Origin of the sequence: Actinacidiphila cocklensis (assembly GCF_907177275.1) — a bacterium.
Lineage (GTDB): Bacteria > Actinomycetota > Actinomycetes > Streptomycetales > Streptomycetaceae > Actinacidiphila > Actinacidiphila cocklensis.
The window spans coordinates 56,569-71,757 of sequence record NZ_CAJSLV010000065.1 but is presented as its reverse complement, the minus strand read 5'-3'; the positions used below and the strand labels follow the sequence as shown (position 1 = coordinate 71,757).

General features: G+C 71.8%; 12 protein-coding genes. 5 read left to right on the top strand and 7 right to left on the bottom strand.

Annotation, left to right across the window (positions count from 1 at the left end):
* Nucleotide 1 precedes the first annotated feature (1 nt).
* A complete protein-coding gene (locus tag NFU81_RS23515) occupies nucleotides 2-814 on the top strand; it encodes a thiazole synthase (protein ID WP_251493107.1) in 813 nt (270 codons plus the stop codon).
* Between the two features lie 251 nt (nucleotides 815-1,065).
* Entirely contained in the window at nucleotides 1,066-3,072 is a 2,007-nt protein-coding gene (gene pknB / locus NFU81_RS23510; RefSeq protein WP_251493105.1) for a Stk1 family PASTA domain-containing Ser/Thr kinase, read from the top strand.
* 26 nt (nucleotides 3,073-3,098) lie between these two features.
* Here pknB and NFU81_RS23505 read toward each other — a convergent pair whose 3' ends face one another.
* Complete coding sequence (locus tag NFU81_RS23505) at nucleotides 3,099-3,713, bottom strand: sulfite oxidase-like oxidoreductase (protein WP_251493103.1); 615 nt, start codon at nucleotides 3,711-3,713, stop codon at nucleotides 3,099-3,101.
* Between the two features lie 149 nt (nucleotides 3,714-3,862).
* Between NFU81_RS23505 and bfr the strand changes: the two genes are divergently transcribed.
* Nucleotides 3,863-4,342, top strand: coding sequence for a bacterioferritin (gene bfr, locus NFU81_RS23500; RefSeq protein WP_251493101.1), 480 nt, complete (start codon nucleotides 3,863-3,865; stop codon nucleotides 4,340-4,342).
* 16 nt (nucleotides 4,343-4,358) lie between these two features.
* On the opposite strand, the gene NFU81_RS23495 is transcribed toward bfr, so the two are convergent.
* Nucleotides 4,359-4,652 carry a (2Fe-2S)-binding protein gene (locus tag NFU81_RS23495; RefSeq protein WP_251493099.1) on the bottom strand — a complete coding sequence of 98 codons (294 nt, stop codon included), beginning with the start codon at nucleotides 4,650-4,652 and terminating at the stop codon, nucleotides 4,359-4,361.
* A 127-nt stretch (nucleotides 4,653-4,779) separates the two neighbouring features.
* Nucleotides 4,780-6,129: a class II 3-deoxy-7-phosphoheptulonate synthase gene (locus tag NFU81_RS23490; protein ID WP_251493097.1), complete on the bottom strand. Its 1,350-nt coding sequence runs from the start codon at nucleotides 6,127-6,129 to the stop codon at nucleotides 4,780-4,782.
* Nucleotides 6,130-6,320: 191 nt separating this feature from the next.
* Here NFU81_RS23490 and NFU81_RS23485 point away from each other — a divergent pair, with 191 nt between their 5' ends.
* Nucleotides 6,321-9,176 (top strand): N-acetylmuramoyl-L-alanine amidase, encoded by a 2,856-nt coding sequence (locus NFU81_RS23485; protein ID WP_251493095.1) that lies wholly within the window; start codon nucleotides 6,321-6,323, stop codon nucleotides 9,174-9,176.
* A gap of 210 nt (nucleotides 9,177-9,386) precedes the next feature.
* A complete protein-coding gene (locus tag NFU81_RS23480) occupies nucleotides 9,387-11,309 on the top strand; it encodes an anthranilate synthase family protein (protein ID WP_251493093.1) in 1,923 nt (640 codons plus the stop codon).
* 7 nt (nucleotides 11,310-11,316) lie between these two features.
* Here NFU81_RS23480 and NFU81_RS23475 read toward each other — a convergent pair whose 3' ends face one another.
* From NFU81_RS23475 to macS, 4 genes are all read right to left on the bottom strand, one after another.
* A complete protein-coding gene (locus NFU81_RS23475) occupies nucleotides 11,317-11,958 on the bottom strand; it encodes a uridine kinase family protein (protein ID WP_251493091.1) in 642 nt (213 codons plus the stop codon).
* 140 nt (nucleotides 11,959-12,098) lie between these two features.
* Complete coding sequence (locus NFU81_RS23470; protein ID WP_251493089.1) at nucleotides 12,099-13,127, bottom strand: 6-phosphofructokinase; 1,029 nt, start codon at nucleotides 13,125-13,127, stop codon at nucleotides 12,099-12,101.
* A gap of 70 nt (nucleotides 13,128-13,197) precedes the next feature.
* Entirely contained in the window at nucleotides 13,198-13,914 is a 717-nt protein-coding gene (locus NFU81_RS23465) for a response regulator (protein WP_251493087.1), read from the bottom strand.
* Nucleotides 13,911-15,089 carry a MacS family sensor histidine kinase gene (gene macS / locus NFU81_RS23460; RefSeq protein ID WP_251493164.1) on the bottom strand — a complete coding sequence of 393 codons (1,179 nt, stop codon included), beginning with the start codon at nucleotides 15,087-15,089 and terminating at the stop codon, nucleotides 13,911-13,913. The genes NFU81_RS23465 and macS overlap by 4 nt, the downstream gene beginning before the upstream one ends.
* Nucleotides 15,090-15,189 lie beyond the last annotated feature (100 nt).

Below are 15,189 nucleotides of genomic sequence, written 5' to 3'. Positions count from 1 at the left end.
GATGACTGCCACGACGGCCCGTACGGCCGACGCGCTGGTGATCGGCGGGGTGGAGTTCGCCTCGCGGCTGATCATGGGGACGGGCGGGGCGCCCAGCCTCGACGTGCTCGAACAGGCGCTGCTCGCCTCGGGGACCGAGCTGACGACGGTCGCGATGCGGCGGCTGGACCCGACGACGAAGGGCTCGGTGCTGTCGGTGCTGGCCCGGCACGGCATCCGGGCGCTGCCGAACACCGCGGGGTGCTTCACCGCGGGCGAGGCGGTACTGACCGCGCGGCTGGCCAGGGAGGCACTGGGCACCGACTGGGTGAAGCTGGAAGTGATCGCGGACGAGCGGACGTTGCTGCCGGACCCGGTCGAACTCCTGGACGCGGCCGAGACGTTGGTGGACGACGGCTTCACCGTACTGCCGTACACCAACGACGACCCGGTGCTGGCCCGCAAGCTGGAGGACGTCGGCTGCGCCGCCGTCATGCCGCTCGGCTCCCCCATCGGCTCCGGCCTCGGCATCCGCAACCCGCACAACTTCCAGCTGATCACCGAACGCGCCACCGTCCCGGTCATCCTGGACGCGGGCGCGGGCACCGCCTCGGACGTGGCCCTGGCCATGGAGTTGGGCTGCGCGGCGGTCATGCTCGCCTCCGCGGTGACCCGGGCCCAACGCCCGGTCCTGATGGCCGAGGCGATGCGCCACGCGGTCTCCGCGGGCCGCCTGGCCCACCGCGCGGGCCGCATCCCCCGCCGCCACCACGCCCTCCCCTCCTCCCCCACCACCGGCCTCCCCGACCTCGATCCGGAGAGACCCGCCTTCTGACGCGGGACCCGCACACCCAACCGCCGGGCAGAGTCCGGCCCAGCGGCCCGAAGCCAGCGCAGCGCCCGCGAGGGCCGCAGGAAAAACATCCCGCCCGGAAAGACCCGCCTTCTGACGGTGACGCAGGCGGTGGTCCGCTTTCCGACCCGGCACCCGCCGTGTCACGGTTTGGTTCCGGAACACCACAGCACGGCCACAGTCCTGGCGCGTGGCGCCTGTCGTGTCGGGGGTGGATCGTAGAATCGGCCATCGTGGACACCACCGTGCAGGACCCGCTGGTCGGGCAGACGCTCGACGGGCGCTACCGCGTCGAGGCGCGTATCGCCGTCGGCGGGATGGCGACGGTCTACCGGGCCGTGGACACCCGCCTGGACCGCGTACTCGCCCTGAAGGTGATGCATCCGGGGCTGGCGGCGGACACCGGGTTCGTGGAGCGGTTCATCCGGGAGGCCAAGGCCGTCGCACGGCTGTCGCACACCAACGTGGTGGCGGTCTTCGACCAGGGCACCGACGGGACGTACGTCTACCTGGCCATGGAGTATGTGGCCGGGTGCACCCTGCGGGACGTGCTGCGCGAGCGCGGGGCGCTGGCGCCGCGGGCGGCGCTGGACATCCTGGAGCCGGTCCTCGCGGCGCTGGGGGCGGCGCACCGCGCCGGTCTGGTGCACCGCGACATGAAGCCGGAGAACGTCCTGATCGGCGACGACGGCCGGGTCAAGGTCGCCGACTTCGGCCTGGTCAGAGCGGTGGACACGCAGACCAGCGTGTCGGGGGCGCTGCTCGGGACGGTGTCGTACCTGGCCCCCGAGCAGATCGGCCACGGCACGGTCGACCAGCGGACGGACGTGTACGCCTGCGGGGTCATGCTGTACGAGATGCTGACCGGCGCGAAGCCGTACACGGGCGACACCCCGATGCAGGTGATCATGCGGCGGCTGAACGAGGACGTGCCGCCGCCCTCCGCGGCCGTACCGGGGCTCGCGCCGAGCCTGGACGCGCTGGTGGCCCGTACGACGTCGCGTGACGCCGCGGGCCGGCCGGACGACGCGGTGGCGATGCTCGCCGAGGTGCGGGGGGTGCGCGCGGAACTGAGCCCGCAGGAAATGGACGCGCGGCCGTACGAGGACGCCGCCGCCGACGGCAGCGGTGGGTACCAGGACGCGGTCCCGGCCGGCCCCGCCGGCTCGGAGGAGCCGACCAGCATCGTGGTCAGGCCGCCCGCCGCCGCGGCGGACGGCGGCGAGGGCGAGGACCCCCTGAACCGTACGACCCGGCTGCTGCTGCCGCCGCCGAACCCGGCGGACGCGCCGGACGTGCCGGCGGCGGAGTTCCCGGCCGCCCCGGTGCCGCCCCCGCCGCCCGGCAGGGCGCGGGCGGGCCGCGGCCGCAGGGGGCCGCTGGCCGTCCTGGTGGCGCTGCTGGTGATCCTCGGCGTCGGCGCGGGCGTCTGGTACATCAGCGAGGGCCAGTTCACCCACGTACCCGGTGTGCTGGCGCTGCCGCAGGACCAGGCGCAGCACAAGCTGACGTCGGCCGGCCTGGACACCCGGGTGAAGCAGGACTTCTCGCTGACCGTGCCGCGCGGCAGCGTGATCTCCACCGACCCGGCCCCGGGCAAGCGCATCCGCAGCAACGGCACGGTGACGCTGACGGTGTCCAAGGGGCCGCAGGAGATCCGGGTGCCCGACCTCGCGGGCCGCACCCTGGCCGACGCGCAGGCGCAGATCAAGGCGGCGGGGCTGACTCCGGGGGCGGTCACGCGGTCCTTCAACGACTCCGTCCCGCGGGGCCGGGTCATCGTGACCGAACCGGCGGCCGGTACGCAGCGCGCGCCGGGCACCCCGGTGACCTTCACCGTCTCGCGCGGCTCCCCGGTCGACGTGCCCGACGTGATCGGCGAGTCCGTCACCGACGCGCAGCAGGACCTCCAGGACGCCGGCTTCACGGTGGTCCTCGCACCGGAGAAGGTCTTCTCCGACGAGGCCGACGCGGACACCGTCGCCCTGCAGTCCCCGGACCGGGACACCCAGGCGGGCGCGGGCGACACGGTGACGATCACCGTGTCCAAGGGCCAGCAGCTCTTCCCGGTGCCCGACGTCAAGGGCAAGAAGCAGGGCGAGGCCGAGCAGATCCTCAAGGACGCCGGCTTCGACGTCCGGGTGATCAACATCTTCTTCGGCGACACCGTCTTCAGCGAGTCCCCCGACGGCGGCAACCAGGCCCCGAAGGGCGCCACGGTCACCCTCTGGGTGCGCTGAGAAGAGAAGAGCGGACAGGCGGCGGGCTAGATCTCGGGCCCGTCGCCCGGCTCTTCCTGGTAGGAGTAGCGCTGCTCTCCCCAGGCGTCGCCGATGTTGTGATAGCCGCGTTCCTCCCAGAAACCGCGGCGGTCCGCCGTCATGTATTCGACGCCGCGGACCCACTTGGGGCCTTTCCAGGCATAGAGGCGGGGGACGATCAGCCGGACGGGGAAGCCGTGTTCCGCGGTGAGCGGCTGGCCGCCCTTGTGGGTGGCGAATATCGACTGGTCGTCGAGGAAGTCCTCGATCCGCAGGTTGGAGCTGAATCCGTATTCGGCCCAGACCATCACATGGGTCACGTCGTCCGCGGGCGGCGCGAGCTTCACCATGGTCGAGGTGGCGACGCCGCCCCATTCGATGCCGAGCATCGAGAATTTCGTGACGCAGTGGAAGTCGGCCACGACGGTGTCATAAGGCAGCGCGCAGAACTCCGCGTGATTCCAGCAGGTCTTGTCGCCGTCCGCGGTCGCGCCGAACACCCGGAACTCCCAGCGGTCGGGCTTGAAGCGCGGAACCGGGCCGTAGTGGGTGACGGGCCAGCCCCGCTGGAGCCGCTGGCCCGGCGGCAGCTCCCCTTCGCGACGCTCGTACCCACCCATGTCTCCATGGTGACAGACCGGAAGCGGTGCTTATGACCCGGCAGGCACGGGTCAGGTCACCGAATGTAAGGACCCGCTTACTGGATCGCACCACCGCTGGGTGCGAGGATGCGCGCAACCACTCGTCAGAACGGAAGGACGGCGTTGCCATGCAGGGCGACCCCGAGGTCATCGAGTTCCTGAACGAACAGCTGACCGCTGAGCTGACCGCGATCAACCAGTACTTTCTGCACGCGAAGATGCAGGAGAACTTCGGCTGGCCGAAGCTCGCGAAGTACACCAGGTCGGAGTCGTTCGACGAGATGAAGCACGCGGAGATGCTGACCGACCGCATTCTCCTTCTGGAAGGCCTGCCGAACTACCAGCGCCTCTTCCACGTCAGGGTCGGGCAGACGCTCACCGAGATGTTCCAGGCCGACCGGCAGGTCGAGGTCGAGGCGATCGACCGGCTGCGCCGCGGTATCGAGGTCATGCACGGCAAGGGCGACTTCACGTCGAAGAACATCTTCGAATCGATCCTGGCCGACGAGGAGCACCACATCGACTATCTCGACACGCAGCTGGCGCTGGTGGAGAAGCTGGGTGAGCCGCTGTACATCGCACAGGTGGTCGAGCAGCCGGACAGCTGAGCCCCGCGGCCGCCGCTCAGGCGGCGCGCTTCCCTGGCACCCCGTCCCCGTCCCCGTCCCCGTCCGCGGTCTCGGCCGCGGTCTCGGCCGCGGTCTCGGCCGCGTCCGCTGCCGCCTGCACGGGCTCCAGCTTCGTACGGGTCACGCAGTCGCCGCCGCGGCCCAGCAGGCTCTGGATGCGCTTGACGCAGGACCCGCAGTCGGTGCCCGCCTTGCAGGCGGAGGCTATCTGCCGGGGAGTGCAGCGACCGTCGTCGGCGTGCTGCTTGACCTGCTGCTCGGTGATGCCGAAGCAGGAGCAGACGTACACGCGGTCACCGCCGATCGGGGTCCCTGGGGAGCTGAGGTAACCCTTACCTTACCTGTCGGGTGGGACGGAGAAAAGCGACAAGGGGCGCGGATCGATGTGATCCGCGCCCCTTCCGTGTCCCCTGTCGCTACTGCCCGCGGTACATCTCCGCGACCAGGAAGGCCAGGTCGAGCGACTGGCTGCGGTTGAGCCGCGGGTCGCACGCCGTCTCGTACCGCTGGTGCAGGTCGTCGACGAAGATCTCGTCGCCGCCGCCGACGCATTCGGTGACGTCGTCGCCGGTCAGCTCGACGTGGATGCCGCCGGGGTGCGTGCCGAGCGCGTGGTGGACCTCGAAGAAGCCCCTGACCTCGTCCAGCACGTCGTCGAAGCGCCGGGTCTTGTGGCCCGAGGCGGCCTCGAAGGTGTTGCCGTGCATCGGGTCGCAGATCCAGGCGACCTGCGCGCCGGACGCGGAGACCTTCTCCACCAGCGTCGGCAGCTTGTCGCGGACCTTGTCCGCGCCCATCCGCACGATGAAGGTGAGCCGGCCCGGGTCGCGGTCGGGGTCGAGCCGGTCGATGTAGGTGAGCGCCTCCTCCGGCGTGGTGCCGGGGCCGAGCTTCACCCCGATCGGGTTGCTGATCCGGGAGGCGAACTCGATGTGCGCGCCGTCCAGCTGCCGGGTGCGCTCGCCGACCCACACCATGTGGCCCGAGACGTCGTAGAGCTTGCCGGTCCGCGAGTCGGTGCGGGTCAGCGCCGTCTCGTAGTCCAGCAGCAGCGCCTCGTGGGAGGCGAAGAACTCCACCGTGCGGAACTCCGCCGGGTCCGTGCCGCAGGCCGCCATGAAGTTCAGCGCGTTGTCGATCTCGCGGGCCAGCGCCTCGTAGCGCTGCCCGGACGGCGAGGACTTCACGAAGTCCTGGTTCCAGGCGTGCACCTGGCGCAGGTCGGCGTACCCGCCCGTGGTGAAGGCGCGGACCAGGTTCAGCGTGGACGCCGACGCGTGGTACATCCGCTTGAGCCGCTCGGGGTCCGGGGTGCGGGCCTGCGCGGTGAACTCGAAGCCGTTGACGGAGTCGCCGCGGTAGGTCGGCAGGGTCACCCCGTCGCGGGTCTCGGTCGGCTTGGACCGCGGCTTGCTGTACTGCCCGGCGATCCGCCCGACCTTGACCACCGGCACCGAGGCGGCATAGGTGAGGACCGCTCCCATCTGGAGCAGCGTCTTGAGCTTGTTGCGGATCTGGTCGGCGCCGACACCGTCGAACGCCTCGGCGCAGTCACCGCCCTGGAGGAGGAACGCCTCACCCCTGGCGACCGACGCCAGCCGGCTGCGCAACTGGTCGCACTCCCCGGCGAAGACGAGCGGCGGATACGAGGCGAGGTCGGCGATCACATCGCGCAGAGCCTCGGAGTCGGGCCACTCGGGCTGCTGCGCCGCGGGAAGAGCGTGCCAGGTGTTGCCCCCGGCGTGGATGTCTGCGTTCACGGTCACAGCTCCACATTACGGGGTCATGTCGAGTGCTTTTCGACCCGCTCAGTGGATGAGACATGCCGTCCGGGGGGCAACGCGGAAACCGAACGCCCGGCTGATAGCGTCGTCACGCTTCAGAGCCGAACGCCGTTCAGGCGCGGCTCCCCGGGAGGGCGCGCTCTTCAGCGCGCGGGAAGGCCGAGGGCAGCACCTTGACAAGCAGACACCGCAGACGGAAGTCGTGGATCGCATACGGGGCGGGGGCCGTAGCGCTCGCCACCGCGGCGACCTACGGCTCGATCGCCCTGGCGAGCACGTCGTCCGGCGGTACGACGGACGCGAAGGCGGGCGCGGCGCAGAGCGCGCTCCAGGCGGACTTCGCCGCCGCGGCCCAGGAGTTCCAGGTACCGCAGAGCGTACTGATGGCGGTCTCGTACCGGCAGACGCTGTGGGAGTCCCACCAGGGCAGGCCCAGCACCACCGGCAACTACAACGTGATGGGCCTTACCCAGGTCACGGACGCCGACATCGAGCAGCCCACTGCCGACGAGCAGCTGGCGCACCTGAACCTCAGCGGCGACCCGGCGGTCACGCGGCACTTCAACGCCGCCAGGGCGCTGAAGGGCGCCGACCGCGCCGCCAAGGTCGACACCGCCGACCCGCGGCTGCACACCCTGGACGCCGCCGCGAAGCTGATCGACGCCTCGGCGTCCGATGTGCGCAGCGACCCGCGGCAGAGCGTGCGGGCCGGTGCGGCGCTGCTGGCGCAGTACGAGAAGGCCGCCGTCGGCTCGCTGCCCGCGGACCCGGGCCGCTGGTGGGCCGGTATCGCCCGCTACAGCCAGTCCCCCGACGCCGGCGGCGCGAAGCAGTTCGTGCAGCGGGTCTACGACACGGTGAAGACCGGCGCGAGCCGGACCACCAACGACGGCCAGTCGCTGACGCTGGCCGCCGACCCGTCGGTGGCCCCGGTCGAGCCGTCGAAGGTCCCGCTGGCGGCGTCCACGACCACGACCCCCGCGGCCACCGAGGCGACCCCGACGCCCGAGTGCCCGTCGTCGCTGAACTGCAATTTCGTCCAGTCCCTCTACTCGCACGCGGCCGGGGCCGCGGCGGACGACTTCGTCAACCACAACGTGTCGAACCGGCCCGCGAACGGCGAGGACATCCGCTACATCGTCATCCACGACATGGAGGGCACCTTCCAGGGCAGCATCGACCGGTTCGCGAAGGACACGTCCGTCTACGCCAGCGCTCACTACATGATCGCGGACGACGGCCGGGTCACCCAGATGGTGCAGCTCAAGGACGAGGCGTGGCACGCGGCCAACAAGACCGTGAACATGCACTCGGTCGGCGTGGAGCACGAGGGCTGGGCGATCAAGACCGGTGACTGGTTCACCGAGCAGGAGTACGACTCCTCGGCCGTCCTGGTGAAATACCTGGCCCAGAAATTCGGCATCACGCTGGACCGCGAGCACATCATCGGCCACGACGAGGTGCCCGGCGTACTGGACGACAAGGTCGCCGGGCAGCACTGGGACCCGGGACCGTACTGGGACTGGAACCACTACATGTCGCTGCTGGGCGCCCCCGACGGCGCCGGCAGCGCGGGCGGCCCGCTGCGCACCGGGCAGCTGGTCCGGGTGGTGCCGCCGTACACCACGGAGAACCAGCCGGCGCTGACCAACGATGGAGCCGCGGTCGCCGCCCACCCGGCGAACTTCGTCTACCTCTACACCTCGCCGTCCACCTCCGCCGCGGTACCGGTCGACCCGTACCTGGGCAGCGTGAAGTCGACCGAGGGGTCGAACTGGGCCGACAAGGTCCGGGCGGGCGGCGCCTACGTCGTCGCCGGTGTGCAGACCGACTGGACGGCGATCTGGTACCAGGGCCGCGCGCTGTGGTTCCACAACCCGGGCGGGCAGTACACCTCGGTCGTCTCCCCGACCCCCGTGCTGACCCCTGCGTCCGGCAAGACGACGATCCCGGTCTACGGCAGGGCCTACCCGGAGGACGCGGCCTACGCCGGCACGAACGTGCCGGTGCAGAACTCCATCGACGGCTTGAACTCCGACCCGCTGAAGAAGTACACCGTCGCGGCGGGCCAGGCCTACGCGCAGGCAGGACCCGAGGCGGTCGGCGACTACTGGTACGCGGGCACCTTCGCGGGCACCGCTACCGGTGACCGCACCCTGGTCAAGGGCACGAACCTGTTCTACCCGATCCGCTACAACCACCGGATCGCCTGGGTGCGGGCCAGTGACGTGCAGCAGACGACCAGCGTGGCCGCCGTGTCCGGCTCCACCCGGTTCAACCTGGACGCCCGGGACGCCTCCGGCGCCCTGTGGCAGTACCAGGGCACGGGGAACGCCGCCTCGCCGTACTACGCGCGCTTCAGGGTCGGCGGCGGCTGGCAGGCCTTCAACACGATCACCGACCTGAACGGCCTGCGGGCCGACGCGGTCGGCGACCTGGTGGCCCGCGACGCCTCAGGGACGCTCTGGTACTACAAGGGCAGCGGCAAGCCCAGCGTCCCGTTCCTGTCCAAGGTCAAGGTCGGCACCGGCTGGAGCGTGTACAACATGCTCGTAGGAGCGGGCGACATCTCCGCGGACGGGAGGCCGGACCTCATAGGTCGCAACTCCGCGGGCCAGCTCTACGTCTACAAGGGCACCGGCACCGCCACCGCACCCTTCAGCAGCAAGTCGCTCCTGGGGACCGGCTGGAACGCCTTCAACCTCCTGATCGGTGCCGGCGACGTCACCGGTGACGGCAAGGCCGACCTGGTGGCCCGCGACTCCTCAGGGGTGCTCTGGCTCTACCGGAACACCGGCAGCGCCACCGCCCCCTACGCGGCGAAGACGAGGATCGGCAGCGGATGGGGCGGCTTCACCGCCCTGACCGGTGCGGGTGACATCACCGGCGACGGCAAGGCCGACCTGGTCGCCCGCGACTCCTCCGGAGTGCTCTGGCTCTACAAGGGCACCGGCAGCGCCACCGCCCCCTACGCGGCTCCCGCGATCAGGATCGGCAGCGGCTGGAACACCTACAACACCCTGCTCTGACGCGACGGGTCCCGGTGCGCTAAGGTCGTCGGCATGATCGCGCTTCAGAACTCACCGACGACGCACCAGGACTGGTGGTGGACCGCTCATCCGGCGGCCCGCTGAATCGCGCATCAGCAGATCTTCGCGAAGGCCGCCCCACGGGGCGGCCTTCGGCGTTTCCCGGCCGGTCGCCGCCCCTTCCCCGCCGTCAAGGAAGGACCACCGACCGTGCCAGAGAACTCCGCCGCCGTACGGCTCGTCACCCGCCTGCTCGCCCCTGGCCAGCCGCCCTTCGCCCTGCTGCACCGCAGGACGCCCGGGCGGCCCGAGGGGGTCGTGGAGGTCCTCACGGGACCCGTCACGACCGTCGACCGGCTCGCCGACATCGCACTGCCCACCGGCCCGACCGGCGGCGGCGCCCGCACCGACGCGCTCGCCCTGATCCCCTTCCGGCAGATCCGCGAGCGCGGCTTCGACGTCCGCGACGACGGCACCCCGCTGGTCGTCCTGCACCCGCAGGAGACCGGCGAACTCCCGCTCGCCGACCTGCTGGACGCGATCCCCGACCTCCCGGTACGGGTCGAGGGCGGCGCCTTCGACGTCGGCGACGACGCCTACGCCGGCATCGTCGGGCGGGTCATCGAGGACGAGATCGGCCGCGGCGAGGGCGCCAACTTCGTGATCCGCCGCACCTTCCGCGGCAGCATCCCCGGGTACGGCCCCGCCGCGGCCCTCGCGCTCTTCGCCCGGCTGCTGCGCGGCGAGCGCGGCGCGTACTGGACGTACGTGGTGCACACCCCGGAGCGCACCCTGGTCGGCGCCAGCCCCGAGGTGCACGTCCGGATGTCCGGCAGCGCCGTCGTGATGAACCCGATCAGCGGCACCTACCGCTACCCGCGGGAAGGCCCGAGCGCGGCCGGGCTGCTGGACTTCCTCGCCGACCCCAAGGAGGCCGAGGAACTGACCATGGTGGTGGACGAGGAACTGAAGATGATGTGCACCGTCTGCGACCTGGGCGGGGTCGTGGTCGGCCCGCGGCTGAAGGAGATGGCGCACCTGGCGCACACCGAGTACGAGCTGCGCGGGCGCTCCACGCTCGACGTGCGCGAGGTGCTGCGCGAGACGATGTTCGCCGCGACGGTGACCGGCTCGCCGGTGCAGAACGCCTGCCGGGTCATCGAGCGCCACGAGCCCGGCGGCCGCGGCTACTACGCAGGCGCGCTGGCCCTGATCGGCCGGGACGCGGGCGGCGCACAGACGCTGGACTCCCCCATCCTGATCCGCACCGCCGACATCTCCCCCGACGGGGAGCTGCGCGTGCCGGTCGGCGCCACGCTCGTACGGCACTCGCAGCCGCACGCCGAGGTCGCCGAGACGCACGCCAAGGCCGCGGGCGTGCTGACCGCTCTCGGAGTGCGCGAGGCGCCGGCAGGCGCCCCGGGCGCACCCCGGCCGCGGCTGGCCGACGACATCCGGGTGCGGGCGGCCCTGGACGCCCGCAGGGCGCACCTGGCGCCGTTCTGGCTGCGGATGCAGGTCGAGCACCCCCGGCCGACCGCGCACGCCCTGGTCGTCGACGGCGAGGACACCTTCACCGCGATGCTGGCGCACCTGCTGCGGTCCTCGGGCCACGCGGTGACCGTACGCCGCTACGACGACCCGCGACTGCGGGCCGCGGCGCTGGCCCACGAAGGCCCGGTGGTGCTCGGCCCCGGACCCGGCGACCCGGCCGACACCGCCGACCCGAAGATGCGCTTCCTGCGCGGGCTCGCCGCCGACCTGGTCCGCGACCACCCGCACGGCCTGCTCGGGGTCTGCCTCGGCCACGAGCTGCTCGCGGCGGAGCTGGGCCTGGACCTGGTCCGCAAGGACGAGCCCTTCCAGGGCGCCCAGCGGACCATCGACCTGTTCGGCCGCAGGGAGACGGTCGGCTTCTACAACTCCTTCACCGCCCGCTGCGACGACACCGCGGCGGAGGAGCTGGCGATGCACCAGGTCGAGCTGAGCCGCGACCCGGACACCGGCGACGTCCACGCGATGCGCGGCCCCGGCTTCGCGGGCGTGCAGTTCCACCCGGAGTCGGTGCTGACGCTCAACGGCGCGGAGATCGCCGCCGGGCTCCTGGCGGAGGTGCTGGCGCCGGTCCGGTGAGCAGGCCCTACGCGGTCTCGCCGAAGTAGCTGGCGTCCATGGCCGCTTCGGCGAGCACCGGTTCTGCCAGCAGCGGGCCGATCAGGGTCAGCACCTCGGCGATCATCGTGTACTCGTCGGCGGTGCCGTCGACCACGAGGTCGGCGAGCGACCGGGAGGGGGCGACATGCGCGGCATGCCGCTCCCTCCCGCTGGCCAGGTAGTTCAGCAGGGAGACCCGGGGGTCCTGCCGCTGGACCTCGATCTTGCGGAGGATCTTCCTGGCCAGCCGGATGTCGTCCGGCGTGTCGACGTACACCCGCCAGGCGGCCCGCGCGGCGACCGCGGGCAGGGTCAGGGCGAACAGGCCCTCGACCACCACCAGGCGGTGCCGCCCGGACCCGGCGGCCGCGTCGATCGCGGCGGTCACCGCGGTCTCGTCGATGGACCCCGGGTGGTTCCAGTCCAGGGTCTCCGCGCCGGTCGCGCTGAGCGTCCTGACCCCGCGCAGCGGATCGTGCGCGGGGACGTAGAAGTCGTCGAGATGGATCAGTCCGACAGTGTCGGGGTGGTGCAGCGCCAACGCGTCGGCAAGGGTGGACTTGCCGGATGCGGTGCCGCCTGCGACCGCCAGTACGGGCACGCAGAGCCCGCTCGCCACACCCTTCATACCGGGCGCTCCTCATGTGCTCACAGGGGGAAACGAAGCGGCCGGACAAGCCGGGTGGAGGGAGAATAGGTCGCGGGGATCACTTGCGGCAAGCGCTGTCGGTGTGCGTCTTCGTGTCGGTACCGGGAGCGGCCGCGGCGCTACCCGAAGAAGACCCCCGCTTCGGCGTAGAGCGACGGGTCGACGGTCTTGATCCTGGCGGTCGCGTCGCCGATCGGCACCCGGACGATCTCGGTCGAGCGCAGCGCGACCATCTTGCCGAAGTCCCCGTCCCTGACGGCCTCGACGGCGTGCAGGCCGAAGCGGGTGGCCAGCCAGCGGTCGAAGGCGCTGGGGGTGCCGCCGCGCTGGACGTGGCCGAGCACGGTGGTCCTGGCCTCCTTGCCGGTGCGCTTCTCGATCTGGTTGGCCAGCCACTCGCCGATGCCGGACAGCCGGACGTGCCCGAAGGAGTCGAGGGTGCCGTCCTTGAGTACCATGTCGCCGTCCCGCGGCATCGCGCCCTCGGCGACGACCACGATCGGCGCGTAGCGGATCTTGAAGCGGCTCTCGACCCATGCGCACACCTGGTCGAGGTCGAAGCGCTGTTCCGGTATGAGGATCACGTTGGCGCCGCCCGCAAGGCCCGAGTGCAGCGCGATCCAGCCCGCGTGCCGGCCCATCACCTCCACCACCAGGACCCGCATGTGCGACTCGGCGGTGGTGTGCAGCCGGTCGATGGCCTCGGTGGCGATGTTGACCGCGGTGTCGAAACCGAAGGTGTAGTCGGTGGCCGACAGGTCGTTGTCGATGGTCTTGGGGACACCCACCACTTTTACGCCGTGTTCCCGATGGAGGGCGGCGGCGACGCCGAGGGTGTCCTCGCCGCCGATCGCGATCAGCGCGTCGACGCCCTCCGCCGCCAGGTTCTCCTGGACTCTGCGCACCCCGCCCTCGATCTTGAGCGGGTTGGTGCGCGAGGAGCCGAGTATGGTGCCGCCCCGCGGGAGTATGCCGCGGACGGTCGGGATGTCGAGCCGTACGGTGTCCCCTTCGAGGGGACCCCGCCATCCGTCCCTGAAGCCGGTGAAGTCGTACCCGTACTCCTGGACGCCTTTACGTACGATGCCGCGGATGACCGCGTTGAGGCCGGGGCAGTCTCCGCCGCCAGTCAGAACTCCGACTCGCATGGACTCTTCCCTTCGTCGCAAGCCAGCTGTGCCGGATGTGACAACCTCCGCCAAGCTAGCGTGACTTGGGTCACATGTCGCCGTTCCCGTCAACGGTCGGATCCCCGTCCAGACCCGCCTCAATCGCGTATCGGACAAGCTCGACGCGATTGTGCAACTGGAGTTTGCCGAGGGTGTTCTGCACGTGGTTCTGCACCGTCCGGTGCGATATGACCAGACGCTGGGCGATCTGCTTGTAGCTCAGACCCTTCGCGACCAGCCGCAGCACCTCGGTCTCCCGCTCGGTCAGCCGGGGCGCGGCCGCGCCGCCCGGCGCGGCCTGCGGCGGCACCGTCGCCAGCCGGCGGTACTCGCCGAGCACCAGCCCGGCCAGGCCGGGAGTGAAGACCGGGTCGCCCACCGCGGTCCTGCGGACGGCGTCGACCAGCTCCTCACGGGCCGCGGACTTCAGCAGGTAGCCGGTCGCACCGGATTTGACCGCTTCCAGCACGTCGGTGTGCTCGCCGCTCGCGGACAGCACCAGGACCCGCAGCGCGGGGTCGCCGGCCACGACCTCCTTGCAGACCCGCACACCGGACGCGCCGGGCAGGTTGAGGTCGAGGACCAGCACCTGCGGGCGGGCGGCCTTGGCGCGGCGGATCGCCTCGGGGCCGTCGCCCGCGGTCGCCACCACCTGGAAGCCGGCCTCCGCCAGGTCGCGGGCCACCGCGTCGCGCCACATCGGGTGGTCGTCGACCACCATCACCGTGACCGTCCGCTGGGCCGCAAGGTCGTCGCCGACGGTCATGCGGTGCCTCCTTCCGTGGCGGCGGCGTGCGCCGCCGTGTCCTTGACGAGCGCGGCCCTGGGCAGCCGCAGCTCCACCTCGGTGCCCTGGCCGGGCAGCGACAGCAGTTCCGCGGTGCCGCCGAGGTCGCGCAGCCGGCCGCGGATCGACTGGGCCACACCGAGCCGCCCCTCGTCCGCCGCCGCGGCCAGCCGGCCCTCCGCGATGCCGGGGCCGTCGTCCCTGACCGTCACCAGCACCGCGTCCGGCTCGTCCTCGACGAGGATCCAGGCGTGCGCCTGCTCGCCGGCGTGCCGCCGTACGTTGTCCAGCGCCGCGCCCACCGCGGCGGCCAGCTCCGCGGCCGCCGCCGGGTCGAGCAGCACGGGGGTGCCGGGCGCGGACAGCGTCACCCGGGCCGAGGTGTACGGCACCAGCCGGGTGCGCAGGTCGTGCGGCCCGTCCTGCGCGCCGTCCGCGGTGCGGGGCGCCGGGATCGGGGCGCCGCTGATCAGGGTGCGCAGCGCGGCCTCCTGCTCGCCGGCCATCCGGCCCAGCTCCGCGGCCTCGCCGCCGGCCTGGTTGCCGCGCCGCTGGACCATCGCGAGCACCTGGAGCACACCGTCGTGGATGTCCCTGGCCAGCCGCTCGCGCTCGCGGGTGGCGGCCTCGATCTGCAGCGCGCGGGCCAGGGTCCGCTCGCTGATCCTGGCGACCTCGACGACGTAGCCGATGCCGATGCTGGCGACCCAGACCAGCAGCACGTTGTGCAGGGTGTCGCGGCCCGCGGTGCCGCGCTCGACCAGGTCGGCGGCGGCCACCAGCGAGGAGGCCACGGCGGCCCACCGCCAGCCGCCCTTGATCGCGAAGGCCAGTACGGAGCCGGCCGTCCAGATGGACGGCAGCGTGAAGGCGCCGGAGTCGATACGGGCCTGGGTGTCGACGACCGCGGTCAGCAGTATCCCGGTGAGCGCCAGGGCCAGGTCGGCGGCCAGGAAGCGCTTGGTGCAGCGGCGGGCCGACATCACCCGGCCGAGCGTGGCCAGCGTCCACGCGGCGAGCGTCCCGACGTACACCGCGCCCAGCAGGGGGTGCCGCAGCTCGTCGTACGCGTAGCAGCACAGTGCCACCGCGTAGGCCGCCGTCAGCACCCGGTACGCCACGAGCGCGCGCCACAGCGGCTGCTCCACCGACATCCTCACCCGCGCCACCCTAGCCGTCGGCCGGCCGGGGCCCAGGGTCCTTCCGCAGTACGGCGCCCTCCTCGACAGGGCCGGGCCCCGCCCGCCCACCGTC